25 protein-coding genes, 1 other RNA gene and 3 pseudogenes are annotated in these 26,998 nt (G+C 34.7%); 26 read left to right on the top strand and 3 right to left on the bottom strand.

Annotated features, from left to right (window positions below; all coding sequences use genetic code 11):
• The first annotated feature begins 31 nt into the window (after nucleotides 1-31).
• The 10 genes from hisS to mnmA all read left to right on the top strand — a co-directional run bounded on the left by hisS (nucleotide 32) and on the right by mnmA (nucleotide 9,979).
• Nucleotides 32-1,294, top strand: coding sequence for a histidine--tRNA ligase (gene hisS / locus BBF96_RS06685; protein WP_127016419.1), 1,263 nt, complete (start codon nucleotides 32-34; stop codon nucleotides 1,292-1,294).
• A gap of 15 nt (nucleotides 1,295-1,309) precedes the next feature.
• Nucleotides 1,310-3,079: an aspartate--tRNA ligase gene (aspS, locus tag BBF96_RS06680; protein WP_127016418.1), complete on the top strand. Its 1,770-nt coding sequence runs from the start codon at nucleotides 1,310-1,312 to the stop codon at nucleotides 3,077-3,079.
• Nucleotides 3,080-3,176: 97 nt separating this feature from the next.
• Nucleotides 3,177-3,358: non-coding RNA, 6S RNA (gene ssrS / locus BBF96_RS06675), on the top strand.
• A gap of 274 nt (nucleotides 3,359-3,632) precedes the next feature.
• Nucleotides 3,633-4,232, top strand: a complete 600-nt coding sequence (locus BBF96_RS06670; RefSeq protein ID WP_127016417.1) for a 5-formyltetrahydrofolate cyclo-ligase — start codon at nucleotides 3,633-3,635, stop codon at nucleotides 4,230-4,232.
• Between the two features lie 7 nt (nucleotides 4,233-4,239).
• Nucleotides 4,240-5,565 carry an AAA family ATPase gene (locus tag BBF96_RS06665; protein ID WP_127016416.1) on the top strand — a complete coding sequence of 442 codons (1,326 nt, stop codon included), beginning with the start codon at nucleotides 4,240-4,242 and terminating at the stop codon, nucleotides 5,563-5,565.
• Nucleotides 5,558-6,187, top strand: a complete 630-nt coding sequence (locus tag BBF96_RS06660; RefSeq protein WP_127016415.1) for a YigZ family protein — start codon at nucleotides 5,558-5,560, stop codon at nucleotides 6,185-6,187. The genes BBF96_RS06665 and BBF96_RS06660 overlap by 8 nt, the downstream gene beginning before the upstream one ends.
• Before the next feature lie 365 nt (nucleotides 6,188-6,552).
• Nucleotides 6,553-7,005 (top strand): RrF2 family transcriptional regulator, encoded by a 453-nt coding sequence (locus BBF96_RS06655; protein WP_127016414.1) that lies wholly within the window; start codon nucleotides 6,553-6,555, stop codon nucleotides 7,003-7,005.
• 21 nt (nucleotides 7,006-7,026) lie between these two features.
• Nucleotides 7,027-8,202 (top strand): cysteine desulfurase NifS, encoded by a 1,176-nt coding sequence (nifS, locus tag BBF96_RS06650; RefSeq protein WP_127016413.1) that lies wholly within the window; start codon nucleotides 7,027-7,029, stop codon nucleotides 8,200-8,202.
• A 259-nt stretch (nucleotides 8,203-8,461) separates the two neighbouring features.
• Nucleotides 8,462-8,863: a Fe-S cluster assembly scaffold protein NifU gene (gene nifU, locus BBF96_RS06645; protein WP_127016412.1), complete on the top strand. Its 402-nt coding sequence runs from the start codon at nucleotides 8,462-8,464 to the stop codon at nucleotides 8,861-8,863.
• 27 nt (nucleotides 8,864-8,890) lie between these two features.
• Nucleotides 8,891-9,979 carry a tRNA 2-thiouridine(34) synthase MnmA gene (gene mnmA, locus BBF96_RS06640; RefSeq protein ID WP_127016411.1) on the top strand — a complete coding sequence of 363 codons (1,089 nt, stop codon included), beginning with the start codon at nucleotides 8,891-8,893 and terminating at the stop codon, nucleotides 9,977-9,979.
• A 101-nt stretch (nucleotides 9,980-10,080) separates the two neighbouring features.
• Here the strand turns inward: mnmA and BBF96_RS06635 are convergent, their stop codons facing one another.
• Nucleotides 10,081-10,464, bottom strand: coding sequence for a transposase (locus tag BBF96_RS06635; protein WP_127016410.1), 384 nt, complete (start codon nucleotides 10,462-10,464; stop codon nucleotides 10,081-10,083).
• 802 nt (nucleotides 10,465-11,266) lie between these two features.
• Between BBF96_RS06635 and BBF96_RS06630 the strand changes: the two genes are divergently transcribed.
• The 13 genes and pseudogenes from BBF96_RS06630 to BBF96_RS06565 all read left to right on the top strand — a co-directional run bounded on the left by BBF96_RS06630 (nucleotide 11,267) and on the right by BBF96_RS06565 (nucleotide 19,364).
• The gene (locus tag BBF96_RS06630) at nucleotides 11,267-11,524 is read left to right on the top strand and encodes a hypothetical protein (protein ID WP_164730935.1); all 258 of its coding nucleotides are present in this window, start codon (nucleotides 11,267-11,269) and stop codon (nucleotides 11,522-11,524) included.
• A gap of 49 nt (nucleotides 11,525-11,573) precedes the next feature.
• Nucleotides 11,574-12,625, top strand: a pseudogene (locus BBF96_RS17380) (ABC transporter transmembrane domain-containing protein).
• Nucleotides 12,626-12,636: 11 nt separating this feature from the next.
• Complete coding sequence (locus BBF96_RS06615) at nucleotides 12,637-13,296, top strand: ATP-binding cassette domain-containing protein (protein WP_164730933.1); 660 nt, start codon at nucleotides 12,637-12,639, stop codon at nucleotides 13,294-13,296.
• 15 nt (nucleotides 13,297-13,311) lie between these two features.
• Entirely contained in the window at nucleotides 13,312-14,103 is a 792-nt protein-coding gene (locus BBF96_RS06610) for an ABC transporter transmembrane domain-containing protein (protein ID WP_127016405.1), read from the top strand.
• Nucleotides 14,104-14,348: 245 nt separating this feature from the next.
• Nucleotides 14,349-14,633 carry an ATP-binding cassette domain-containing protein gene (locus BBF96_RS06605; protein WP_127016404.1) on the top strand — a complete coding sequence of 95 codons (285 nt, stop codon included), beginning with the start codon at nucleotides 14,349-14,351 and terminating at the stop codon, nucleotides 14,631-14,633.
• A gap of 97 nt (nucleotides 14,634-14,730) precedes the next feature.
• Complete coding sequence (locus BBF96_RS06600; RefSeq protein WP_127016403.1) at nucleotides 14,731-15,933, top strand: ISL3 family transposase; 1,203 nt, start codon at nucleotides 14,731-14,733, stop codon at nucleotides 15,931-15,933.
• Nucleotides 15,934-16,032: 99 nt separating this feature from the next.
• Complete coding sequence (locus BBF96_RS06595; protein ID WP_127016402.1) at nucleotides 16,033-16,269, top strand: ATP-binding cassette domain-containing protein; 237 nt, start codon at nucleotides 16,033-16,035, stop codon at nucleotides 16,267-16,269.
• Nucleotides 16,270-16,711: 442 nt separating this feature from the next.
• On the top strand, nucleotides 16,712-17,059 hold the full coding sequence (locus tag BBF96_RS06590) for a DUF3795 domain-containing protein (RefSeq protein WP_164730932.1): 348 nt from the start codon (nucleotides 16,712-16,714) through the stop codon (nucleotides 17,057-17,059).
• Between the two features lie 646 nt (nucleotides 17,060-17,705).
• Nucleotides 17,706-18,041, top strand: coding sequence for a DUF3795 domain-containing protein (locus BBF96_RS06585; protein WP_127016400.1), 336 nt, complete (start codon nucleotides 17,706-17,708; stop codon nucleotides 18,039-18,041).
• Nucleotides 18,042-18,061: 20 nt separating this feature from the next.
• Nucleotides 18,062-18,418: a hypothetical protein gene (locus BBF96_RS06580; RefSeq protein ID WP_127016399.1), complete on the top strand. Its 357-nt coding sequence runs from the start codon at nucleotides 18,062-18,064 to the stop codon at nucleotides 18,416-18,418.
• A 252-nt stretch (nucleotides 18,419-18,670) separates the two neighbouring features.
• Nucleotides 18,671-18,940 (top strand): annotated as a pseudogene (locus BBF96_RS17375) (ATP-binding protein); the annotation flags it as partial.
• 15 nt (nucleotides 18,941-18,955) lie between these two features.
• Nucleotides 18,956-19,186: an SIS domain-containing protein gene (locus BBF96_RS06570; protein ID WP_127016398.1), complete on the top strand. Its 231-nt coding sequence runs from the start codon at nucleotides 18,956-18,958 to the stop codon at nucleotides 19,184-19,186.
• On the top strand, nucleotides 19,173-19,364 hold the full coding sequence (locus tag BBF96_RS06565; RefSeq protein WP_127016397.1) for a hypothetical protein: 192 nt from the start codon (nucleotides 19,173-19,175) through the stop codon (nucleotides 19,362-19,364). The genes BBF96_RS06570 and BBF96_RS06565 overlap by 14 nt, the downstream gene beginning before the upstream one ends.
• A gap of 373 nt (nucleotides 19,365-19,737) precedes the next feature.
• Here the strand turns inward: BBF96_RS06565 and BBF96_RS06560 are convergent, their stop codons facing one another.
• Together BBF96_RS06560 and BBF96_RS16855 are read right to left on the bottom strand one after the other, a co-directional pair.
• On the bottom strand, nucleotides 19,738-20,064 hold the full coding sequence (locus BBF96_RS06560) for an AAA family ATPase (RefSeq protein ID WP_257792012.1): 327 nt from the start codon (nucleotides 20,062-20,064) through the stop codon (nucleotides 19,738-19,740).
• Nucleotides 20,065-20,575: 511 nt separating this feature from the next.
• A pseudogene (locus BBF96_RS16855) lies at nucleotides 20,576-21,145 on the bottom strand (transposase); the annotation flags it as partial.
• Nucleotides 21,146-21,540: 395 nt separating this feature from the next.
• On the opposite strand from BBF96_RS16855, the gene BBF96_RS06550 reads away from it, so the two are divergent.
• The 3 genes from BBF96_RS06550 (at nucleotide 21,541) to BBF96_RS06540 (ending at nucleotide 26,754) form a co-directional block, all read left to right on the top strand.
• A complete protein-coding gene (locus BBF96_RS06550) occupies nucleotides 21,541-23,010 on the top strand; it encodes a pyridoxal-phosphate dependent enzyme (protein WP_127016395.1) in 1,470 nt (489 codons plus the stop codon).
• Between the two features lie 270 nt (nucleotides 23,011-23,280).
• The gene (locus BBF96_RS06545) at nucleotides 23,281-25,785 is read left to right on the top strand and encodes a glycyl radical protein (RefSeq protein ID WP_127016394.1); all 2,505 of its coding nucleotides are present in this window, start codon (nucleotides 23,281-23,283) and stop codon (nucleotides 25,783-25,785) included.
• A gap of 27 nt (nucleotides 25,786-25,812) precedes the next feature.
• Nucleotides 25,813-26,754 carry a glycyl-radical enzyme activating protein gene (locus BBF96_RS06540; RefSeq protein WP_127016393.1) on the top strand — a complete coding sequence of 314 codons (942 nt, stop codon included), beginning with the start codon at nucleotides 25,813-25,815 and terminating at the stop codon, nucleotides 26,752-26,754.
• Nucleotides 26,755-26,998: the final 244 nt, after the last annotated feature.

Genomic DNA, 26,998 nt, shown 5'->3' with positions numbered 1-26,998 from the left:
ATCAATAAGCAAATTAAAGGAGGAACAGGCTATGAGTGTTAAAGCACCAAGGGGAGTTAATGATATTTTGCCCCCTGATTCATTTAAATGGCAGTATATTCGCAGAAAAGCAGAAGAGATTTTTGAACTCTACAATTATGAAGAGATTATCTTACCGATTTTTGAGCATACAGAACTTTTTCAAAGAGGTATAGGTGAGACCACAGATATTGTAGAAAAAGAGATGTATACTTTTGAAGATAAAGGTGGACGAAGTATAACTTTAAGACCGGAAGGAACAGCATCTGTGATGCGAGCTTATCTGGAACATAAAATTTACGGTCAATCCCAGCCGACCAAATATTTTTATTTTGGACCTATGTTTCGATACGAACGGCCTCAGGCTGGACGATTTCGTCAGTTTTACCAGATTGGAGTAGAGGTTTTAGGTGTTGATAATCCTGCTGTTGATGTAGAGGTTATTCTTGTGGGTTTCCAGATCCTGGATACTCTGGGTTTAAAGGACTGTAAGCTATATATCAATAGTGTTGGTTGCCCTGAATGTAGAAGTGCTTATCGTGAAGCTTTAAAAGATTATTTTAAACCCCATTTAGAAAAGCTCTGTTCTGACTGCCAACGACGCTTTGAGAGGAATCCAATGAGGATGTTGGATTGTAAAAATGAAGATTGTAAAAGACATATGGAGAAAGCACCAGTAATTTTAGACTATCTTTGTGAAGACTGTGCCTCTGATTTTGATAAAGTTAAATCTTATCTGGATTTAGTTCAGATACCATATGAAGTTGATCCAGGGCTGGTCAGAGGATTGGATTATTATACTAAAACTGCCTTTGAAGTTAAATATTCTAAGCTGGGTGCTCAGGATACTTTATTTGCTGGTGGTCGTTATGATGGCTTAGGTGAAGAGATTGGTGGTAAAAGGGTTCCAGGAATTGGTTTTGCAATGGGAATGGAACGGTTGATCCTGGCGCTAAAATATCAAAATGTTGAACTGCCTATTAATCGCAATATAGATCTTTTCATTACTACCATTGGAAGTAAAGCAGAAAAAGAAGCTTTTAAATATCTTAATCAACTGCGTAGGGCCGGTTTAAAAGCAGCTATGGATTATATGGGTCGAAGTGTAAAAGGCCAGATGAAGATGGCAGATAGGCTGAATGCTCGTTACAGTATCATTTTAGGAGATGAAGAACTCGATAAAGGTTCTGCTACAATTCGCAATATGGAGACCGGTGAGCAGGATGAAGTTAAACTGAGTAATTTGGTCGAAGAGATGAAAAAACGGGTCAAGTAAGGGAGGTTTACAGGAATGGGAGAAAGTATTCGGGGGTTGAAGCGTACTCACCACTGTGGTGATTTACGGAAAGATAATGTTGGAGAAGAAGTAACCATTATGGGTTGGGTTCAGCGCAGACGCGATCTGGGTGGTCTGATTTTTATTGATTTAAGGGATCGTTCTGGTTTGGTTCAGGTGGTCTTTAATCCAGAAGATAATCAAGAAGTGTTTACCAAAGCAGAAAAATTACGGAGTGAATATGTTGTAGCTATTGAGGGTCAGGTGCAGGAACGTCCGCAAAAGAATCCCAATTTAGCCACCGGTGAAATAGAAGTTCATGCAAAATATTTACGAATTCTCGATGAAGCCAAAACACCGCCTATTTACATTCAGGATGATCTGGATGTAAATGAAGATTTACGTTTAAAATATCGTTATCTGGATTTAAGAAGACCTGTGATGCAGAAAAATTTAATTTTGCGTCACAGGGTAACGATGCTGGTTCGTAAGTATCTGGATAGGATGGGCTTTTTAGAAATCGAAACACCGATCTTGACCCGGAGTACTCCAGAAGGTGCCCGGGACTATCTGGTACCCAGTCGGGTTCATCCGGGGAAATTTTTTGCCCTGCCCCAGTCTCCTCAGATCTTTAAGCAGATTTTAATGGCTTCTGGTTTGGAAAGGTATTTTCAGATTGCAAGATGTTTCCGGGATGAAGATTTACGGGCTGATCGGCAGCCGGAGTTTACTCAGATCGATATCGAAATGTCTTTTGTCACCCAGGAAGATGTTATGGAAATGATGGAAGAGATGATCATTGAAGTATTTTCAGGTGTAGGTCTTTCTGTATTCCATCCGTTTCCAAGGATGACTTATGATGATGCAATGAACTATTATGGTTCAGACAAGCCGGATATTCGCTTTGATATGAAACTGGTTGATATATCCCATCTGGTTAAAGACGTGGATTTTAAAGTCTTTGCCAATACCGTTAAAAATGGCGGTCAGGTTAAAGGTATTCGAGTAGAGGGTTGTGCCAATTTCTCCAGAAAAGAAATTGATGAGTTGACAAAATATGTGGCTATTTATGGGGCTAAGGGTCTTGCCTGGATTGCATTAAAAGAGGATGGTATAAAATCACCTATTGCCAAGTTCTTTAAAGAAGAGGAATTGGATGCTATCATTAAGGAAATGGGCGGCAAGACCGGAGATCTGCTCCTTTTTGTAGCCGATTCCCCTCAGGTGGTTGCAGCTTCTTTGGGGGCACTGCGGCTTAAACTGGGTAAAGAGTTGGGATTGATTCCTGAAGATAAATTCCAGTTTGTCTGGATTACCGATTTTCCGCTAGTAGAGTATGATGAGGAAGAGGGCAGGTATGTCTCCTTACACCATCCATTCACACATCCAGTAGAAGAAGATATTCCACTACTTGAGACAGATCCTCTCAAGGTACGGGCCCAGGCATATGATCTGGTTTTAAACGGTGTTGAATTGGGTGGAGGAAGTATCAGGATTCACAACAGTGAACTTCAGAGAAAAGTCTTTAAGATGTTAAGCCTGACAGAAGAAGAGATCAACGATAAGTTTGGTTTTTTATTGGAAGCTTTCCAATACGGAACTCCACCACATGGCGGTATTGCTTTTGGTCTCGATCGGATGGTTATGTTGATGGCTGGATGTGATACTATTCGGGATGTTATTGCATTCCCTAAAACCGCAAGTGCCACAGATTTGATGACTAATGCGCCATCTGATGTCTCAAAGGAACAGTTAGACGAACTCCATATTAATCTGCAAAAATGATTATGTGAATATTAAATGAAAATATTGTTACTTGAAAGTTATTTTTCTTTGTGGTATTATTAAGATGCAAGAGAAAATGAAAAGAAAAAATTGGTTTTTAATTCTGCTATGCCCGTGATGGAAATTATTATTTTTGACCAACACCAATGTGAAAGGGATCCTGGACTTCAACTGCGGCGTAGAAGCCTCCTTTGAGAGGACCTACAAACCAGTTGAGAGGGAACCCACTTGGAGGAGAGGGATCAAAAATAAAGTTCCACACGGCATAGCGGATATTATTAATAACCCGGTAAAATTTCACCGGGTTTTATATTATTTCTTGATGTTTAGGAAATTCTACTTTTTGCAGATTGTGGATAACATTTGGTATAGATAATCTCTGATTTTTTGCTCCAAAAGAAATTTTTCGTTAAGTTTTTTGTTGAAAATCATTATATTTAAAATTAGAAAAAATCTGATTAAATGAATGGGAAAAATTTCGTAAACTTTTGACATATGTCCGTAATTTCTGGTATGATTGAATTGATGAAGTGTGAGGAGGAATTGTATAGAGATGGATAAGCAGACTTTGCGTAGAAAGATTAGCCAATTGAGAGATCAATTATCGGAAAGGAAAAGAGAATTATATTCAAAAAAGATTCGTCAGCGTTTAGAAGGCCTTTTAAGTTATAAGAAGGCCCATACAATCTTATATTTTGTTTCCTTTAGAAGTGAAGTCAATACTATTCCTTTAATAAAAAAGGGATTGGCGATCGGTAAACGGGTTATTTTACCCATTACTAATCTTTCGACAGGTCGGTTAACATTTTCTGAACTTAAGGATTTCGATAAGGAACTGGTTGTTGGTACATATGGAATACTGGAACCTAAAAAAGAGTTTATCCGACCGGTTCAACCAGAAGAGATAGATTTTGTTTTAATGCCTGGATTGGTTTTTGATCATAATGGGTATAGAATTGGATATGGTGGAGGATTTTATGATCGTTTTTTGGGTGAATTGACCAGGCGGCCAAAATTGGTGGCCGTAGCTTATGAGCTGCAGGTAATGGATAAACCTTTACCCCATGAAGACCATGATATTCCTGTTGATATGATTGTTACCGAAAAACGGTTAATTTATTGTGTAAAGAATCGTAAAGAAGAGGTAGGTTGATAGTAATATGGATTTATTTAGCTTAAGTGCACAAAAAAAGCTGAAAAAAGAAGCTCCACTGGCAGCCAGAATGCGGCCTAGAACTTTGGATGAGTTTATAGGGCAGGAAGAGATTGTTGGTGAGGGGCGCCTTTTACGTCGGGCCATTCAAGCTGACCGGCTTACTTCAATGATCTTTTATGGCCCACCGGGATGTGGGAAGACTACGCTGGCCCGGGTGATTGCCAATACCACCCAATCTGAGTTTGAAACTTTAAATGCCGTCACTTCTGGTGTCAAGGATATCCGGGAAGTAATAGAGAAAGCAAAAAAGCGGTATGAAATGTATCAAAAGCGTACTATACTCTTTATTGACGAGATTCATCGTTTCAATAAGGCACAGCAGGATGCTCTTCTTCCTGCTGTAGAGGATGGAACTATTATTTTTATTGGAGCGACAACAGAGAATCCTTACTTTGAGATCAATTCCCCTCTTATTTCCCGTTCGCGGATTTTTCAGTTAAGGCCTTTGACTCAGAAGGAGATTAAAATTATTTTAAAGAATGCTTTAAAGGATAAAGAACGGGGCTTGGGTAATTATAAGGTTCGGATTACAGATAAAGCTTTAAATCACCTTGCCAATGTGGCTAATGGTGATGCTAGATCTGCCCTCAATGCTCTTGAATTAGCGGTTCTTACAACACCTGAAAATGAAGATGGGGTTATTAATATTGATCTTGAAATAGCAGAAGAATCCATTCAAAAAAGAGCAGTAAATTATGATAAAGACGGAGATAATCATTATGATACTATTTCAGCATTTATAAAGAGCATGCGAGGGTCAGATCCGGATGCTACCCTTTATTGGCTGGCTAAAATGATTAAAGCTGGTGAGGATCCTAGATTTATCGCAAGGCGAATTTTGATTCATGCTGCTGAAGATGTAGGTCTGGCCAATCCTCATGCTCTAATAGTAGCTGCAGCTGCGGCACAAGCTGTAGAATATGTGGGGATGCCTGAAGCTAGAATTCCTCTGGCTGAGGCAGCTTTATTTATTGCCACTGCTCCTAAAAGTAATGCTGTGATAAAAGGTATTGATTCAGCGTTAGAGGTGGTAGAGAAGGAAGAGGTTGGGTCTGTGCCGAAACATTTAAAAGATACCCATTACCTGGGGGCTAGCAAATTAGGACATGGTGAAGGATATAAATATCCCCATGATTTTCCAGGTAATTATGTCCCACAGGAATATCTGCCGCTTAATATGAAGGGGCGTAAATTTTATCATCCCACAGAAAATGGTTATGAAAAACAAATAAAGGAGTATTTGAAGAGATGTGGTGATAAAGATGAGTGATCGGTATTTGACTGTTGCAAAAGAGGCAAGAATTCAGATCAAAGTTAAAGACAGTAAATTTATCGCAACAGTTGCGCCTGTAACAACTGAAGAAGAGGCACTGGCCTTTATTGAAAAGATTTCAAAAGAATTTCATGACGCAACCCATAATGTTTCAGCTTTTAAGGTTGGAATGGGAGATCAGGCAATCAAGCGTTATGATGATGATGGTGAACCGGCTGGTTCATCTGGGCCGCCTGTATTGCAGGCTATTGATGGTGCAGGTTTGACCAATACAGCCGTGGTAGTAACCAGATATTTTGGTGGTACTAAGTTAGGATATGGCGGTCTTGTTCGGGCTTATGGTGATGCAGCACAGGCCGGTTTAAAAGAAGCTGGCGTTCGTGAAAAAGTTCAATATCTTTTAGTTAAGATTGAAGTATCTTATGACCGGATGGGAAGTGTTGTTAAAGAGATTCAAGGAGGAATTAGTGAGATTCGAGATATTCAATATTCTAATGATGGAGTGGCTATCTTTGTTGATCTTTTACCTAGCTATCTGGAGAGTTTTAAGAAAAAGATGGTCGATGTTACCAGAGGTAAAGCAAAGGTTACAGTTGAAGAGGAAGAATTTCGTGGTTGAATTAAAGTACCTATGATATGATCTTACTGCAAAAAGCAAGTTTTTCGCTTCATAAAAAATTTTTCGAACCATTCAAAGTTCGATTTTAGCCAGAATAAGGTACACTAATCAATGGGTTATCCTGACTCTTAATTAGCTCATTATTTCCTCAATATGAGTAAGATGGTTGAACGAAAAATTTTTATGGCACTCAAAATTAACTTTTTGCAGTTTAATCATGATATTGAAATTATAAAATTTTTACATTGAGGAAAAAATAATTTCGATAAAAGAAGTAGGATTTGTTATTGACATTTATAATAAAGATATGGTAATATAAACTTAGGGAATTCCTATAAAATTAGTCGGGATTAGGGGGACAGAGAATGAAACTTTCAACTAAAGGGCGTTATGGAGTACGTGCAATGTTTGAACTAGCTATGCGGTATGGTGCAGGTCCGGTTTCGCTTCGCAGTATAGCTGAACGTCAGGGGTTGTCCGAACATTATTTAGAACAATTAATAGCTGTGCTTCGCAAAGCTGGATTAGTGAAAAGCGTTCGTGGGGCTTATGGTGGATATCTTTTAGCTCAGGAGCCTAAAGATATTACCATAGGTGATATTATCCGGACTTTAGAGGGGCCTGTTGCACCTGTTGAATGTGTCGGTGATGAAGAGTATGAGTGTGAAAAGGTCGAAGTTTGTGTGACCAGAATAATTTGGGAAAAATTGAAAGAAAAGATTGATGAGGTTTTAGATGAGATGACCCTGGAGGATTTGTGCCAATACGCTTTGGAAAAGAAACATGAAAAGGATGAAGGGTTTATGTATCACATTTAAGGGAAAAAGGAGGAATTTTTAATGAAACGAGTCTATTTGGATAATAGTGCTACAACTCCGACCCGTCCTGAAGTTATTGAGGCTATGTTACCCTATTTTAATGAGTATTTTGGAAATCCATCCAGTATACATTCTTTTGGTCGTGAGGTTTCAAAAGGTGTTACTGAGGCCAGGGAAAATGTAGCTAAATTGTTAGGTGCAGAGGAACCAGCGGAAATTATCTTTACCAGCGGAGGTACTGAGTCTGATAACCTGGCAATTATCGGTACTGCTTTGGCGAAAAAAGATAAAGGTAATCATATTATCACAACTAAGATCGAACACCATGCAGTTTTACATACTTGTGAATATCTCGAGAAATATTTTGGCTGTGAGGTTACTTATCTACCTGTGGATGAATATGGCATGGTGGATCCTAAAGATGTACGTAAGGCTATTACAGACAAAACCATTCTGATTACCATTATGTTTGCTAATAATGAGATTGGTACTATTCAACCTGTAGCTGAGATTGGTAAAATTGCAAAGGAACATGGAGTATTATTCCATACTGATGCTGTTCAGGCTGTAGGCAGTATACCTATAAATGTACAGGAAATGAATATTGACATGCTTTCTTTAAGTGGTCATAAGTTCAATGGTCCAAAAGGAGTAGGGGCTTTATATGTACGGCGAGGAATTAAATTAGTTCCACATATGCACGGTGGTGCTCAGGAACGTAAACGTCGTGCTAGTACTCACAATACACCGGGAATTATTGGATTAGGTAAAGCGGCTGAACTGGCATTAAAAGAATTGGACGAGAAAAGGGAAAAATTAACTAGATTGAGAGATAAATTAATCACAGGTATTGAAGAAAAGATTCCTGAGGTTATATTAAATGGACACCGGACACAGCGATTACCGAACAATGTGAATTTCTCCTTTAAGTATATTGAAGGTGAATCATTACTTTTGAATCTGGATTTGAAGGGTATTGCAGCTTCAAGTGGTTCAGCATGTACTTCTGGTTCTTTAGATCCTTCACATGTCCTTTTGGCCATAGGCCGCAGTCACGAAGTAGCTCATGGCTCATTAAGGATGACTCTGGGTATTTACAATACCGAAGAAGAAATTAATTATGTTCTGGAAGTACTTCCTGAGATTGTTGAAAAACTCCGTCAAATGTCACCACTTTATAAGACAACAAATGTTTAATAAATATATCATATGATCAAACTGCAAAAAGCTAATTTTGAGCAACATTGAAATTTTTCGTTAAACTATCTTAGTGAGATTGAAAAGAATAGTCTCATCACAGCTTCTGATAAATCAATCCATGGGTCGAAGACCCATGGATTACCCTGAAAACGAATTTTAGATGGTTTAAAAAATTTCTTTGAAGTGAAGAATTTGCTTTTTGCAGTAAAATTATTATAAAGCTTAATTTTTATTGGAATTAAGGAGATGATAGCTGATGTATAACGAAAAAGTTATGGAACATTTTCAAAATCCCCGTAATGTAGGTGAGATTGAAAATCCAGATGGGGTTGGAGAGGTAGGAAATCCAACATGTGGGGATATTATGAAGATTACCATTAAAGTTGAGGATGGAAAGATAGTAGACTGTAAATTTAAAACCTTTGGCTGTGGAGCTGCTGTTGCTACGAGTAGTATGGTTACCGAGATGGTAAAAGGAAAGACCATTGAAGAAGCTAAAAAAATTACTAATAAAATGGTGGCTGAAGAATTGGGTGGACTTCCACCTGTTAAAATGCACTGCTCTAACTTAGCAGCAGATGCTTTGCAAAAGGCAATAGCTGATTATCTTGGAGAGAAATATGAAGTGGAAGACCATCATCATGAATCAGAAGAATAAAATTAAAAGGCAAGGGTGGAACTATATATGAAGAGGGTTGTTGTAGCAATGAGCGGAGGAGTGGATAGCTCCTTAACTGCTGCACTTTTGAAAGAAGCAGGCTATGATGTGATCGGTATGATGATGCAGATTTGGCCTGAATATGAACCTGCCCGTGATCACGGTGGTTGTTGTTCACTATCTGCTGTAGAAGATGCAAGACGGGTTGCTCACCGATTAGATATTCCTTTTTATGTAGTTAATTTTAGAGAACTCTTTCAAAAAAAAGTGATTGATTATTTTGTTGAGGAATATAGTCATGCCCGAACCCCTAATCCCTGTATTATGTGTAATCAGAAAATCAAGTTTGAGGCTTTGTTAAAACGGGCTTTAGAGTTAGATGCTGACTATATAGCAACAGGGCATTATGCAAAGGTAGTGCATAATGTAAATGGTAGACATTTGATTAAAAAAGCAACGGATTCTGCTAAGGATCAAACCTATACTCTCTGGGGAATGACCCAGTATCAGTTAGCGCATACTCTCTTTCCTTTGGGTGAATATACTAAAGAAGAGACCCGCAAAATGGCTAAGGAGAGAAATCTACCAGTACATGATAAACCTGATAGTCAGGAGATCTGTTTTATACCTGATGATGATTATGGACGTTTTTTAAGGGAACACTATCCTGAGTTGGTTAAACCTGGGCCAATTTTGGATACTAATGGAAACCGGGTGGGTACCCATGATGGATTACCGTTCTATACAATTGGTCAAAGAAAGGGTTTAGGAGTTGCTCTGGGTAAACCGGTCTATGTGGTAAAACTTGATCCAGAAAGAAATGCAGTCATTGTGGGTGAAAATTCGGAAGTTTTTGGGGTTGGTTTAATTGCTGGGCAGCTGAATTGGATTTCCATTCCAGAGTTAACGGAGCCTATGGAAGTTGAAGTTCAGATTCGTTATAATTCACCACCGGCAAAGGCAGTAGTCTATCCTTTAGGAGAAGACCAGGTTAAAGTTATTTTCGAGGATATGCAGAGAGCTATAACTCCAGGACAATCTGCTGTTTTCTATCAAGGAGATGTATTAGTGGGCGGTGGTATTATAATGGAAGAAATAAAAGAAATAGAAAAGTAATTTTCGTAAGGGGCTGTCCCAAAAGTAATTAATTACTTTTGGGGCATAGCCCCTTTTTTCATGGTTCATATAAAATTCTTCTGTATAAAAAATATATCATTCTATACTGTCGCCAGTTTAGCCAGATTATGGGCTATACACAGTAAACCCCATTCAATTTTCACTTTCTCAAGACCATGAAGTAGAAATCTCCTGAATGACCAATTGTCTTTGATCCTTCCAAAGACTGATTCCGCTTCTATTGCTCTTTGAGAACGGAGTTTCAATCCTTTATCAGAACAAAGGTTCTTCTTTACTTTTTGCTTATATTTACGTAATTTAAAACTTATTCTTATTACACGGTTACCTTTAGCTTTTGTACAGTTTTCTTTTAACTCACACCCATCACAATTTTCGCACTTATAATACCCATACTGTCTAATATACCCATTATCAGTCTTGTATTCCTTTGTCTTCCAATAAATGAGCTTTTTTGGGGAGGACAAATAAACTCGTCGTTTTCTTTATCATACGACCAGTTTTCTACTTTAAATATATGGTTAAACTGCAAAAAGCTAATTTTTCGCTTCTTGAGAAATTTTTCGAATCATCTAAAGCTCGATTTCCGCCGAAATAAGGCTTTCTAATCAAAGGGCCCTCCTGGCCCTTGATTAGCTCATCACCTCCTGTGATGAGGCCTTATTTCGTCGGAAAAACTTATAGAACCAATATCTTACGTAAAAGATTAAAGAGCAAATATAATAATTTTAACAAGTATCTAAAAGCTTTAAATATCCTATCTATCCCGCACAGGAGATTGATTATGGACGTATTTCACAATTAACTTATAGAACAAATCAATTTAATTTGACAGCACAACATTACTCTACATTTGATATTAACACTATTGCAAAAAAAGATAATCATTTTATTTACTGTATCCGGGTAAAAGATCGATTTAGCGATTTAGGCACAGTAGGTGTAATAATCCTTAAATATTTAGAAAAAAATGTGAACTTTGGATTGATACTTTTGCATTATCCTGTCGGGCTTTAGGACGCAAAATCGAAGATACTATTTTAAAATATATAATTAAAAAAGCAGAAAAGCTTAGGGCTAAGCGAATATGTTGCAAATATAAAACAACCGGCAAAAATGAACAGGCCAGAGAGTTTATTTTGAAAAAAGGGTTTTTAGAAGTAAAAGAAGAAAAAATAGAATAAAAAATATTAATAAGGAGTGATTTAATGAATAATCAAAATATCTAGAAAATGTCTTTATTTTTGGCCGGTTTGAAACAGAGGTTAGATGAGAAAATTGATTATTTTAAAGGCGCGAATGGCTGATATAATAACTGATGGGTTAAGATCATTGCTTTTAGAATCTTTAGGTTACGATGTTTCAATTATTGAATATATTTCTTCACTTGAGACTCCAAAAAATCTGATGATTAGAGTAACAAAAGTTAGATCAAAAAGCAAAGAAATTTTTAATGAGTATAAAAAATTAAAAAAATTATTAAATGTTAAACCATCTCTTGAAAAATTAATCAATAATCTTCCTTGATGAGTGAGAAAATGAATTTAAATATAATATACGAAAGGCAGGTATAAAAATGGACAAACCAATATTAAAAATCATCAAAATGTTAAAAGAAGATAAAAAATTTTTATATTTAATTATTACATTGAGTATTTTACTTAATTTAGTATTTATAGTATATATTAATTTTGTAAAAAACTTAATTAATTCGGTTATAGAATTTAATATGAGTGATGTTTTTAAGTGGGTTTTTTTAACGGGTCTTGTTTTAGTCTTAGATATATTATTCAATTTTTCTATGATCATATATAAGAAGAAATTCTATTGCAATGTATTAAGTAGATTAAGAATGGCTTTTTTTAAAAAAATAAATAATATCTCCCTGCCAGTACTTGAAAGATATTTAAACGCTGATTTAATAACACGTTTTACAGATGATTTAATTGAGATAACTAAATTTATATCAGGTTCTTTTATTGAAGTTATTTCAAATGCAGTATTGTTTATGATGCTTTTTGTGTATATTGGTTTAAACGATTGGAGATTGCTTCCTATTGTAGTTATACTGTTACCTGTTACAATTTATACCGTAAAAAAATTGGGAATCTACTAACAAAAGAAGTAAGTAAATACCAAAAAGAGTTATCAACTTTAAATACCAAAGCAAAAGATATTTTTGATTATATATTAAATATCAAGTCTTTTAATGCAGAGGATTTTTTCAACCGCAGATACAATGAACAGGAGTCTAAAGTATTAAAACATCAATTTAAAGCTAATTTATATAGCAAAATTATCTGGATAATAGGGATTATTAATTATAATTTTATTTATGTATTATTTTATAGTATTGGTGGATTCTTGGCATATAAAGGATTTATCGATTTTGGTCTGGTTGTTGGTTTGTATTTAATGATTGATAGATTAGTTAATTTATTAATGGGGATTCCTCGAATGTTTTCATCATTATTTGAAGTAGTTCCAAAAATAAATAGATTTTATGAAATCCTGGACCTGCCTGAATCACAGGAAATAAAAACTTTTGAAGAAAAAATTGATGAAAGTGATGTTGTAATTCAATTAAAAAACTTCAATTATTTTTATCAATCCGGAAAAAAGTTTTAGAAGATTTCAATTTGAAAATTAAAAAAGGTGAGCGTATTGCAATTGTTGGAGAAAGTGGTTGTGGCAAAACTACTTTTTTAAAAATGATAATGGGATATGACAACAACTATGAAGGTAACATGGAGATACTTGGCAATGAGTTAAGGCAATGGCCTCAAAAATCTCTTAGAAAATATATCTCTTATTGTCCGCAGAAGCCGTTTCTATTATCTAAATCAATTTTTAAAAATTTTTCATTATTTTACAATAAAGTAACTAAAGATGAATTAGAGCAATATGCTAAAATTGTTGATCTTAATGAAAAAATTGATTCATTACCAAATGGGTATGATACCCTTCTTAAGAAAGGTGGGGAAAATTTATCAGGCGATCAAAAGCAAAGGCTGGCATTAATGATTGGATTAATGAAGCAAAGTTCTATTTATCTTATTGATGAAGGATTTTCTGCATTAGATCCTGAGATGACAGATAAAGTGTTGGATAAAATATTCAAAGCTATAAAAGGGACGATAATTATAGTTAACCATAAATTATATCATAGTTTGATGACAAAATTTGACCGTATTTTTGTTATGAATAACGGTAAAATAGTCGGTACCGGTTCCCATCATGAACTAATGGGCAATGAATTTTATCGAAATCTGTATGAAAAGTCAAAACAGGAATTGTAAAAAAGGGGAATTTTAATGATAACTGATGTAAAAGTGGTAAAAAGAGAGAATATCTTTAATTTGATTTTGAATTTAAAAGAAATGATAACATTTATGAAAGAATGGAAAATATTTTTGGCTTTATCTGTTTTTGAGATATTACGGGGTTTTTTTATGGTACAGGGCCAGGCCTGGGGAATAAAATGGATTACTAATGGATGTGTTCAACATGATGGTGACATGTTACTTTGGGGGATTATATTATTGGTAGGTACTGTTTCACTCTCTACGCTATTTGTTTATTTGATTGATTATACATCACTAAAGATAATTATTAAAACAAAGAGTGACTTAAGAAAAAAGATGATAAAATCAGTAATAAACTTAAGGCCCATAGATCTTAATCTCTTTGATAGTGGAGATTTAATTTATAGACTTACTAATAATGTAAATGATGTTTCTGAGTTATATCGAGCTGTATATTTCTTTATTGGAAGTTTTGGTAAAGTCAGCGGTAGTCTGGTGGTGGGATTTATATTAAGCTGGCAATTAAGTATTACTATAATTTTACTTGGCATATTAAAAATCTGGTTGGATAAAACTGTTATTAAAAAGCTGCAGGATATTATTAAAAAAATAAAAGCTATAGAATCTGATTTGGTTAAAGAAGTATTGGAATATATTAGGGGAAGTTTCTTTTTCAGAATCTTTGGAAATGAAGAAAGAATTATTAACCAGTTTAGAAATGTAAATGAAAAATTTAATGAAGAAAGTATAAAAGAAGCAAAAATAGATGCAACAACAAATGTTATTATGAAGTTGTTCTAATTTATAACAATTTTAATATTGTTAGCTTTTGGAAGTATTTTGGTAATTGAAAAAAGATATCTGTCGGTTCGTTAACTGCTTTTATTTCACTATATGATAACTTAATTAATCCATATAGGTTTATTGGGGATTTTCTTAAAAAATATAAATCATTATATGTATCATTTGATCGAGTTAATCAGGTAATTCAGTTACAAGAGGATTCTTCTGATGGGGAAGCAGGTCAAATTGAAAGTAGTTCATTGATGAATAAGAAGTTTACATTAGTTATAGATAATCTTACTTTTGCATATAACAAAGAAAATTTAGTATTAAAGAATTTTTGTTTAGAAGCAAAATCGGGAGAAATTACTTATATTATCGGAAAAAGTGGGATTGGTAAGACTACAATATTTAAAATTCTAATGGGTTTTATGAACCCCAAAAAGGCGATATTTATATTAAAGTTGATGGACTGGAGAAGTTGCCAGTCAGTAAGCACTTATTTACTTATATATCTCAGGATATATTTTTATTGGGTCTATAATTAATGTTGTGAAGAAAAAATTATAAAAAATAAAAAGGCATTTGCTGGCTCCGTTGAATTAATTAGTTGCGAACTAAAAACCAAAGAAAGGAGTCCAGCAAATGCAATATAATAATATCATAAAATTTCTTGATTTGCCAGACATTATTGCAACTGAAATTATTTCAACGGAGGACAGATATATTTTTATCGCTGAAGCAAAGAAAAATCACATTGTGTGTCCTCAGTGTGGTAATATCACTAATAAAATCCATGATACAAAATGGCAAAATATTAGAGACATCCCCATAAGAGGTAAACTAGTAATCATTAGACTTCTAAAGAAAAGATATCGTTGTCCTTATTGTCATAAGAGGGGTATCCCTGAAAAATATGAAAGTATTGATAAATATGCCCGTAAAACCAAACGCTTTGATAAATATCTTGCTAAAGAAACTGTCAGCAAGGATTATTCTAAAGTTGCTAGAGAAAACGGGTTAAGTTATACAGCTGTTAATAATGCAGTTAAAAAAGTAGTTGACCCTCTCATTAAACAACAAGTTTCAAAACTTAGTCAATTAAAAGCCATCAGTATCGATGAATTTGCAGTTTTAAAACGCCATAAATATGGAGTTAGCATTACAGATCCAATTAATCGGGAGTTAATTGACATTTTACCTACTCGCAAAAAGGATGATTTAATTGACTACTTTAATTGTTGGGAAGATGAACAAAGACGACAGATTCAATCGATCTCTATGGATATGTGGCGGCCGTTCAAAGCAGTAGCAGATGCAGCATTTACTCATGCAAAAATTGTTATAGATAAATTTCATCTTGTAACTTTAATGAACAGAGCCCTTGATGAAGTTAGAAAACAAGTTCAACAAACAGTAAATAATCATCAGAGAAGAAAGTTTTTTCAAAGTCGTTTATTACTCCAAAAACGAGCTGAAGAATTGACAGATGAAGAACATGAAAAGCTCATCAAATTATTTGAACTCAGTCCAGCTCTAGAAAAGGCCTGGGAATTAAAAGAGGAATTCAGAGACCTATTGCAGCTAGATGATGTGAAAGAAGCCACCAGAGCTCTAAAAAGGTGGTATAAAGAAGTAATAAAAAGCAAGCTGATGCCTTTTTACCAGGTAAAAAAGATGATACAAAGATGGGAAGAAAAAATACTAAATTATTTTAAGACTAAGATAACCAATGGCTTTGCTGAGGGTATCAATAACAAGATTAAATTGATCAAAAGGATTGGATATGGTGTTCCAAATGTTATGAATCTAAGGAGAAGAGTATTTAATGCAATGTTAAGTTATTAAATTTAAATGTTTATTTCAAAATCAATTTACCAATCAATTCAACGGAGCCAACTTATCTTTCACAACATTTGACGGAGAGCCTTTTTATTTAATGGAACGATAAAAGAAAATATTGTATTACATGATGAGCCCGTAGACCAAAAAGAGGTGGAAGAGGCAGCAAAAAGAGCTGGAATTCATGATTTTATTATAAACCTACCTGAAGGTTATGATACTGTTGTTAGTGATGGAGGAAAAAAATTATCGGGCGGACAGAAATGTCGAATTGCATTGGCTAGAGCTTTTTACAGGAAAACTCCAATTGTTTTATTAGATGAGGTTTTTCAATACAATTGATTTAGTGCAACATTCAATTGAGAGATTATGTCAGGAAAATAGAATTGTACTAATGATATCCCATCGGCATGAATGGATAAATTCTGCAAATAATGTTATAGAAATTCAATAATTGATAGTGCACTACATCCTGGTTTTAATAATTGTATAACTAGATCGCCTATCATACCTGAATAAGTGGGGCTGGAATACTTTTTTTAAAAAATATGAGAAGTACATTTAAAAATCAAATTCGCTAATTATTTTGCAGAATAAGTTTTAAAAACCTGATGGCTTATTTAAGTGAAGAAGTAACTGAGAATGCCTTGAGGGGTGGTGAAAGAATGAAACTGGTACTGATATAAATTTTTTTAAAAAATATGTTTTTTTATAAAATTAAGTGTCTTTTTAGTTAGGTGAAATATATGAAGTGATTCATAACTGAAAAGAAGGAGGAAGTATGATGACTGAACAGATAGTGGGGTATTGTGGTTTACTCTGTAATGAATGTCCAGTTTTTATTGCAACAATAAACAATGATCATGAGGCTCGGGTTGAGTTGGCAAAAAAATATTCAAATGAAAAGTGTCAATTTGAACCTGAAGACATATATTGTGTTGGGTGTCATGAAATAGATGTAGAAAATAGTAAGATGTGCTCAGCGTGTAAGATAAGAGCATGTGGTGTTAAAAAAGAGGTAGAAAATTGTGGGTGGTGCAATGAGTATCCCTGCGATCTTATAAGTGAATATGTTCCAGAAGATTCAAAAGAACGTAAAAGGTTGGATAAAATAAAGAGTAATCTTTCATAATAGTTATTGTATTTTTTTAAAAAAATATTAAAATATATAACTTTAAGGCTAGCCAAAAAATGAAATTGTAGGTAGCATCAAATAAGATATAAAGTTTCCTGTAAAATGGAAGTAGGTAGTAGCTTAAGACCATTCTATTAGTTAAAGTACAAAATATTACATCCGGAGACCAGTTATAATTCACCATTTAAACGAAAATAAGGAAATCAAAGCTTCTAATAAATTATACATTAAAATTTTTGATATCTATTACGATCACGTCTAAAGAGTCTGAAATAATCTTGAAGAGTTCCATATTGTGGGTCATTTATCGGTATTGACATTTAAAGATTTAATTTTACGTACTGGTATAATTGGCTGTCCTTTTTTTTCAGTTTCAGTGAGTAATATTTTGTAATCTTTGAAAAGGGGTTTTAGGAGCGATAAAGGATCATTTAGGCGTAGCTGTTAATAATCCGGTTAGATGGTTTAAAATCAACATGGAAATATTGAGAGAATTAAAAAGAAATTTCAATTACTACCTACTACTCCAGTGAAATGATTTTTTTCAGGAAAATTCTGCACCTACAAGGGAGAATCAAATTTTCGTCCTGACAAATAGGGCAAATTTGATAGAACAATTTAAACAAAGGGAGCAGAACTTAATATGGGTATGATAGCGTATTGTGGTATTAAGTGTGATGAATGTCTGGTTTTTATAGCTACAAAAAGAATGATGAAAGTGAAAAAAAGAATTGCTAATTCATGGTCTACTGAAAAATATCCTCTTAATCCCGAAGATGTGGAACGTTATGGTTGTAAAAATGGTGATAAAATTAGGCAGTGCAATATTAGTTTCAATTTAAAAAGTTGTGTATATTGTGATAATTATCCGTGTAATAAGATAAGTAAGGTTTTTGAAAAAAATCTTGATGCACAACAAAACTTAGAAAAATCAAAAGAAATAAAGGATATAGAGAAGATTGAATGTGAAAATATATAAAATAAGGAGTGATTTATTTTATGAACAGATCATTTGTTGAAGTAAGTGTATATCAAGTGAAACCTGATATGACAAAAGATTTTGAAAATCTTATAAGCGAGATGAAGGATTATCTAAATGAAATTAGTGATTTTAATGATTTTAAGGTTATGAAAAGAACACATCGAATAAAAGACTATGATGCTATCAAAAATGGTGAGCCTCCAGTAAGATTAAAAAGAATAACCAAATCGGTAAAATATGTAATATACTGGGAATTAGCTGATGAAAACATGCATGGGAAGGTAACACAGGTTATTTTTGGAAAATATCGAAAAAGATTAAATAAATTGCTTATAGTTCCCGAGGATAAATTTTTGGGTGAAAGAATTATTTAAAAGATAAAATAAATAAAGTTAAGCCTGGATTAATACATCCATTATAAAAAATGCAAAAAAATCGTAGGCTTATTGCAGGATTAATCTTACTTACTAATATATTCAATAATACTGGTGAGAAATTCTACAGGTTATTTTTTGTAGCATATGAATTGTAATATAGTAGATATAGTTTAATTTAATTTCGTATGATTGTCCAATCTATTTAAGGGGCTAAATAGATCACAAAGTCTATCATAAATTCGTTTAACTGTGTCAAAAGAAGATCTGTTAATCTGCGACGAAAGGGGATATATTCCTTTAGATAGAGAAGAAGCCCAGTTGCTCTTTCAAGTTATAGCAGAGTGCTATGAAAGAAAAAGCCTGATAATTACAACCAATCTGGAATTCAGTAAGTGGATAAATATATTTTACGATGAAAGAATGATAAATATAATAATTGAAAGATTTATACATAATATCCATTTTTTGATATTTACAGGAGAAAGTTATAGGTTAAAACACTCTACCATAAAGTGTTAATGTAAGTATAAGAATATGTTCTTTATTGGTCAGAACACCGATTATGCTATTTCGCTGGAAGGGTCTCATAAATTAAAGGAGATTTTCTATATTCATGCTGAAGCATATGAAGCTGGAGAATTAAAACATGGTGCATTAGCTTTAGTAACAGATGAGATGCCTGTAATCTTTATATCATCTGTTGATCATATTCACGATAAGATGGCGAGTAACATAAAAGAGGTTCGTAATTTTGGTAAGAAGTGAAAATATATCTTTCATTGCTGACATAGCAGATGAAATTGTTATACCAAAAATTAAAGATTTAATGACCCCACTATTAAGTATTATTCCATTGCAACTTTTTGCATATTATGTTGCTAAATTTTTAGATTGCAATGTGGATCAACCCCGCAATCTGGCTAAGAGTGTTACAGTAGAATAACCTTATTTTTAGGTATTTGTTCAATTGATATGGTTAAAGAAGTTGATTTAGAATTGTCTTACAGATTTTGTAAGACGTTTTTTTGTGAATAAGTCTTTGGTTAACTAATAGTAGACTAGATAATAATGGGCAAATTGAATCTAATGATCAAGAGAAATCTTTAAGATATTATCGTAACAGGGTATGGACAGGAATGTGGGAGGATACAGACTTCCTGACTAAATGGATGAGATAAGAATACCTTGATTAGGAAATTAGGAAGCTTTATTTCGGCTGAAATCGAGCTTTGGATGGTTCAAAAAATTTCTCAAGGAGTGAAAAATTAGCTTTTTGCAGTAATATCAAGATATTTTTTCTTATGCTCTGTAATTGACTAAATCTGAGTTAAATTAGATAGCATAGGAAAATATCCAAAACAATTTATATTGTTCTTACTAAAAGAAATCTCTAAATATTCTTTTGTTGAATAGTATTTTTGTTTCCAAATTTTATTTACAATAACTCCCTTAAAATTGTAGTTATACCGTTCTAAATAATATTTATAAACAGTCAAAAGATCTATCGTGTTGCCAATACCACCTGGGAGAATCATAGCAACAGGCGCTTTAAATCTATTAATCAAAATACCATTGGAAAAACCAAATATAGAGCCTACTCCCATGTGATCCGCCCCCTCAATTATTAAACTTAAAATCGGCAAGTAAACCGAAAATAAATGAAATTCTCTCTCAAACAGATGCCCTGAAGCCAGTTTTATACTTTTTGATCTTTAAAAACTACATATTAATAACTAATGTAAAGCAAACAACCATATTGATGCGATTTTTGGGTATAAGAAACCAAGCCACCTTTTGGGGCTTTTCAAACCAAATATTGTTCAACTATCTTTTTATGCAAAAACAACAGTTAAAAAAGCGTTTAAGCCTGTGGCGAATATAATTGATTACTCTTTCAAGTCATTTACCTGGAGTAAATCTGATATGTTAGTAATAACCATTACCAACCAGGTTGTCCGGTAGGAATGCCCTTTTGCATTTTAGTTTTGACAACATATTCATATCCTTGTTTTTAAAGTATTTGAAATTATTCTGGTCAAATATACCACGATCACCACGGATACGCTTTATATGCCAGTTAGAGGGAACTATTTCTTCACAGTTTCTGAAGAAAGCTTGCATCAGCTATTATATTTTCTGAAATCTTACCAGTCGTTTTTTTAATTTTTCTAAATGAGGAATTAAACACTTTGGGTCTGTTGGTCTTTGATGAATATTGAATCCAACTATGAACTGATTTTCAGTACCTATCTGGACATTATACCCGGGCTTCAATTGACCATTTTTCATGTGGTCTTCTTTCATTCTCATAAAAGTTGCATCAGTATCTGTTTTAGGATAACTGTTTCGCCCATTTAAAATCTCTTTATGTTGCTCATATTTTTGCATTTTGGGAAGACATTTATCCTTGAGCTCTTTGACAGTTTTTTTAGCTTCTTGTTTCTGGAGTCCTTTTCAAGACACTATTCAAGTTCCTGTATTTTTTCTTCAAGTTTCTTTGAATCTATTTCTTTTTCTAAGTTTTGCTTTGTACTTTTTTGTCGCTTCCCCCCAAACAAAGCTATATTTATTTGCATTTGCTTCTATTTTTGTACCGTTTAAAAAGTAATTCTCTAACTTTACAAATCCTTCTTCTATAAGAAGTTCCAATACTGAGGCAAATATCTCATCAATAACATCTTTCATAATCTCTGACCTGAATCGATTTATTGTCAGAAAATTGGGCTTATTGTTACACTTGGGGTTATAAAGGGACTTTTGGGACAGCCCCTCTTTTTTTTGAAACTGTGGATTATACATAGTTAATAGTAAATTATTTGATGTGTAATGAAGTTTCAAACAATAAACTATTAAGTGTTGTTTAAATGTAATTAAAATCTATCTTCAAATAAAAAAGCCCCCAATTCTGAAGAAAAACGGATTAATCATGAGTTAAAAGCTATAAATAGCATTGATCATTTTAAAAAAATATTAACATCAGAGCAGGAATAATTTAAATCATGTTGAATATATTTTTTAGATATAAATGTAATTTAAATTCTTGTTTCCAGACTTTCTTTTTTAAAATGCTTACTGAAGTCAAAATATTCAAAAATATTAGAAAGAAAGGATGAATATGAATGATTGATTTAACTATTAATGAGGAGCAGCTTCAAAGAACTGTTAAAAGGGCAAGAGAAAAGAATATTATCATGCCTACTTTTAAAGAGATGCAGAACCCGGAATTAATTCCTGATAAGATCAAGGAACAGCTAAAAGAGGTTGGTCTTTGGGATATCAACCCATTGAACCTATTTAGAATTACCTGGAAGAATGAACCGAAAAAAAAGGGTGGCTTATATGATGGTGTAAATTATATTGAAATTCCAAAAGAGATTACCGGTGTTGACGCCAGAATTATTGCTCTAATCGGTAAGTGGTTTCCAACTGGAGCACATAAAGTAGGAGCTTCTTATGGATGTCTGGTCCCACGTCTAGTAACCGGTCAGTTTGATCCAACCCGTCATAAAGCTGTATGGCCTTCTACAGGTAACTACTGCCGCGGGGGTGCGTACAATTCCACATTGTTGGCCTGTGATTCTATTGCTATATTACCAGAAGGAATGAGTAAAGAGAGATTTGAATGGTTGTCCAATGTTGCGGGAGAAGTAATTGCTACTCCTGGTACTGAAAGTAATGTAAAAGAAATATATGATAAGTGCTGGGAGCTTAGAAGAACAAGAGATGATGTAATTATCTTTAACCAGTTTGATGAATTCGGTAATTATCTCTGGCATTATCATATTACCGGCCGCGCAATGGAAGAAGTATTTAATGAAGTAGCAGGTGAGAATTATAACTTTGCAGGTGTGGTATCCAGTACTGGTTCAGCTGGTACCATTGCTTGTGGAGATTATTTAAAGAAAGTCTTTCCAAATAGTAAAATCATCGCTGGTGAAGCTTTACAATGCCCAACTTTGCTGATGAACGGTTATGGTGAACACCGGATTGAAGGAATCGGTGATAAACATGTGCCATGGATTCATAATGTTAAGAATACGGATATTATAGTTGCTGTTGATGATAACATTCCTATGAATCTGATCAGGCTCTTCAATGAACCTGTCGGTCAGGAATACTTAAGAGACCAGGGTGTTCCAGAAGAGTTTATTGAAAAGCTTTCCTGGATAGGTATTTCTGGAGTAGCAAATATTATTTGTGCTATCAAGTTTGCTAAATACTATGAATTGACCAGTAAAGATGTAGTAATGACTGTTTGCACTGACTCTATGGAATTATATGGTTCACGCTTAAAAGAGTTAGAAGAGCAGTTTGGTAGATATACCAGAGAGGATGCTGTTAAGGATTATCATAGATATCTGATGGCAGTAACCACTGATCATATGATTGAATTGACTTATATTGAGAAGAAGCGGATACATAATCTCAAATACTACACCTGGATTGAGCAGCAAGGAAAAGATGTTAAAGAATTGAATGCCCAGTGGTATGATCCCGAGTACTGGGAGAGAATTCAAAATCAGGTTGAGGAGATTGATAAGCTGATTACTGAATTTAATGAGCGGACCGGGTTATTGAAGTCTCTGTAGTTATGGAATATGATAAAAAGTGCAGGGTTGTTGCCCTGCACTTTTTTAGTGTTAAGGAAACTATATTGCAGTCAGGCTAAAGATGCCCTTTTCATTTAAGCGAGGATTCCACAATACAAATATTAACATTAAAACAAATTTAAAACTGTTTATGTTCTATTATAGAAAAAAAGAAGGGAATGCGAGATTGGTGCCGAAAGAGTAGGATAGGAACAATATTTAGAAAGTTCAATTTTATATGAATTGACAAAATAAAGGAGGTAATATCATATGAATAATTGTTGTGGACAAAATGTTTTTGAACCCCGCGAGGTTAGAGGCACTCCCTCAACAGAACGCGTCAAACTTATGCGTGATCGCTATCTTTCTGCACCTCTCATGATTGATGTAGAATATATCAAATACTATACCGAAGCCCATAAAAAGACTGATGGAATGAATGTTTTAGAAAGAAGAGCAGAATGTCATGCATATGCACTTGAAAGACTTACACCAGTCATTAGAGAAGGGGAGCTTTTTGTCGGAAGCAAAACCAGATTTGTCCGCGGTGCCATTCCATACTGTAATTATGCCAGCAGTTATATTTTAAGAGAGTTTGCAAATGAAGAAGCAGAAGCTCAGGATAAGGTTACTGATGTAGGAACTGGGGGCGGTATTGCTAAAGTCAGAGAAATGGCAGCCAGTGGCGATTACGAAATTTTTGGAAAGAAATTTCTCCTTCCTAAAGAGGATAAAGAAGTTTTAAAAGAGTGTGCAGAATATTTCCAGGGTAAATGTATGCAGGATGTGGGTGATGCATTCTGGAAAACCTCCTTTGAAAAAGCTGATTACATCGAAAAGGGCTGGCAGGTCGGACTATATACTGCACCACATGATCCAGCTCCTGAAGGTAGATTTGTTTTAGATTTTGAGACTGCCCTTAACCAGGGGTTTAACAAAATCATTGAACGTATGAAAAGGAAAATTAAAGAAACTGAAGTTACTGACTATAAATCTGCGGAAAAGATTTATTTCTGGCGTGCTGGAATTAGAGTCCTGGAAGCTACAATTAAATGGGCCAGCAACTATGCTAAAAAAGCCCGTGAACTTGCAGAAGAAGAAAAAGACCCTGCTCGCAGAGCAGAATTGCTGGAGATAGCTGAACGGTGTGAATATGTCCCAGCAAACCCACCCCGGGATTTTAAAGATGCGATGCAGGCTTTTTGGTTCATCTACCTTGCTGGCCATATCGAAGGTGCGCATTTAGGCTATTCTCCAGGACGTTTTGATCGCTACATGTATCCCTTCTACAAACGGGATAAAGAAGCAGGCAATATTACTGATGAGGAAGTTTTAGAACTTTTGGAAGCTTTGCGTGTAAAAATGACCGAGATCGAATACGTTGCTTCCTTCTCGTGGGAAGGTCTTGGTTCTGGAAATCTATTCCAGAATATGATAATAGGTGGAGTGGACGAAAAAGGCCATAGGGGAGATAATGAGCTCTCTATGTTGATTTTACAGGCAGCTATCAATTGTCAAACTACGCAACCCACTCTCTCAATCTGGTATGATGACTCTCTTAGTGAAGAATTCCTCTTAAAAGCTGTAGAGTGTGTGAAAACAGGATGCGGTTTTCCTGCCTGGTTTAATATGAAAATTTACATTCAGCATGAGTTGCAAAAAAGTGGACTCCCCTTACCGGTGATCCGTAAGTATGCCGCAATGGGCGGGTGTACAGAACCGACACTGGAAGGTATGAGTTATGGTATTGTTCAGGCTGGCTTTATTAACCATGCAAAACTGTTGGAACTGGCTCTTTATGGTGGAGTTGACCCACGTACAGGTATTCTATTTGATAAAACTAAAGTTCCAACCAACTATGAAGAACTACTGGATGCATATAAATTCCATTTGAAAAATGCAATCCGTAACTGGCAGCGGTATTGGAACTATGTCATGGCTGCTCATCGTCAAACCTGTAATTTAATTTACTGTTCGGTTCTGGTTCGTGACTGTGTTGAAAGAGGTCTGTCTTTAGATGATGGTGGGGCCATTCACAATGGAACACCGACAACATTAAGCAGTGGTATGGTAAATGTGGTCAACTCTTTAGCTGTAGTTAAAAAACTTATTAATGAGGAAAAAGTTGTTACAATGGATGAATTGAGAAAAGCTCTTGAAGATAATTGGGAAGGTCATGAAGAACTCTATAGAAAAGTTATGGATGTGCCCAAGTGGGGTAACAATGATGATTATGTGGATAGTATTTACGAAGAACTCTTTAATACCTACTGTGATTATGTATCACAGCAGAAAAACTATCTGGGAGAACCTTATGATCCATCCATGCTGGCCATCAGTACCCATGCGCCATTTGGTAAAGTATGTGGTGCAACACCTGATGGAAGACATGCGGGAGAAACACTCTGTGATGGGGTAACTTCACCATTTCCAGGTACAGATAAAAATGGGCCAATTGCAGTTCTGCTTTCTGCCGGAAAGATCGATCATACCAGAATTCGCGGTGGATTGCATAATATGAAATTTCATCCTTCTTCACTGAAGGGTATTCAAGGTTCAAAGAAACTGCTCAATCTGATCAAAACCTATTTCGATACTCTCGGGTTCCAGATTCAATTTAATGTTGTCGATAGCGATATGTTAAGAGATGCGCAAAAACATCCAGAAAACTATCGTGATTTAATTGTTAGGGTAGCAGGCTTCAGTGCATTCTTTGTAGAACTGGGTAAATCGATCCAGGATGAAATTATCCGGAGAACAGAACAGCAGTTTTAAAAGTTCACTTTTCAAGGAGGAAATCAGATGAGCACCCAAACCCAGGAAAATACTGTGAATAAGATGGGAATGATCTTTAATATTCAGGATTTTTCAGTACAGGATGGACCAGGAATCCGTACTACGGTTTTTTTGAAAGGCTGTCCCTTGCGGTGTCGCTGGTGTGCCAATCCAGAGGGGCAGGTCTTTCACCCTGAATTAATGCATAGCAGATCTTTATGTAAGCAATGCCAGAGATGTTTTTCTCTATGTCCTAATGGTGCTATTTCTATTGACAGAGAAGGTTATCCTGACTTTCAAAGAGAAATTTGCCGTTTCTGTCAAAGCAGAGAATGTGAAAAGGCCTGTATTGCCAGGGCCATCAAATTTGCTGGTGAACTCTGGTTGGTAGAAGACCTATTTCAAAAAATAAAAACCAATTCCCTCTTTTATAGAAATTCTGAAGGTGGTGTTACCTTTTCGGGAGGAGAACCTTTTGCACAACCGGAATTTGTCCGGGAGTTTTTGTCAAAATCCGAAGCGATAGGTTTATCTGTAGGGATTGAGACCTGTGGATTTTTCAATTGGGATCAGGTGGAAGATTTTATCGACAAATTTGATTTCTATTACTTTGACTTCAAATGTCATGATCCGAAACTTCATAAAAAGGTCACAGGTCAGACAAATAAAGTCATTTTAGAAAATTTAAGACGTTTAGCAGAAGTGGCTTCGGCAAAAATCATTATTAGCATACCTGTAATTCCGGGTGTAAATGATTCTGAAGAAATGATGTGTTATGTTGCTGGATTGTGCAAAAAATTAAATATTTCAAAGATACGTTTGTTGCCATATCATACAATGGGTGCAGAAAAATATCGTGAGTTAGGTAGAGAGTACACCATGGAAAAAGATTTAGAAATTAATCCAAAAGATTTACAAAAGTTTCAAAGATTAATTAGTACTCAGGGAGTCGATTGCTGGATTGAATAGTTATACTGTATCAGGACGGTGCAGGCTTTGAAGGCCTGCACTTTTTTGATTTAAAAAATATTTAATTTTGGATTCAGAAGTTTTTTATAAATTGAATATATCCATGGATCTTTGACCGAATGGATTGTTGTGATGAGGTCTTATTTCTCTTTTAAGTTCACTAAAAGTTTAATGGCGCTCAAAATTAGCTTTTTGCAGTTTTAAAATCAACTTGACACTACTATAAAACAATGTTATACTAATT

It is taken from the genome of Anoxybacter fermentans (genome assembly GCF_003991135.1).
Taxonomy (GTDB): domain Bacteria; phylum Bacillota; class Halanaerobiia; order DY22613; family DY22613; genus Anoxybacter; species Anoxybacter fermentans.
The sequence above is the reverse complement of the archived record's forward strand: the minus strand, read 5'-3'. Positions and strand labels throughout refer to the sequence as shown.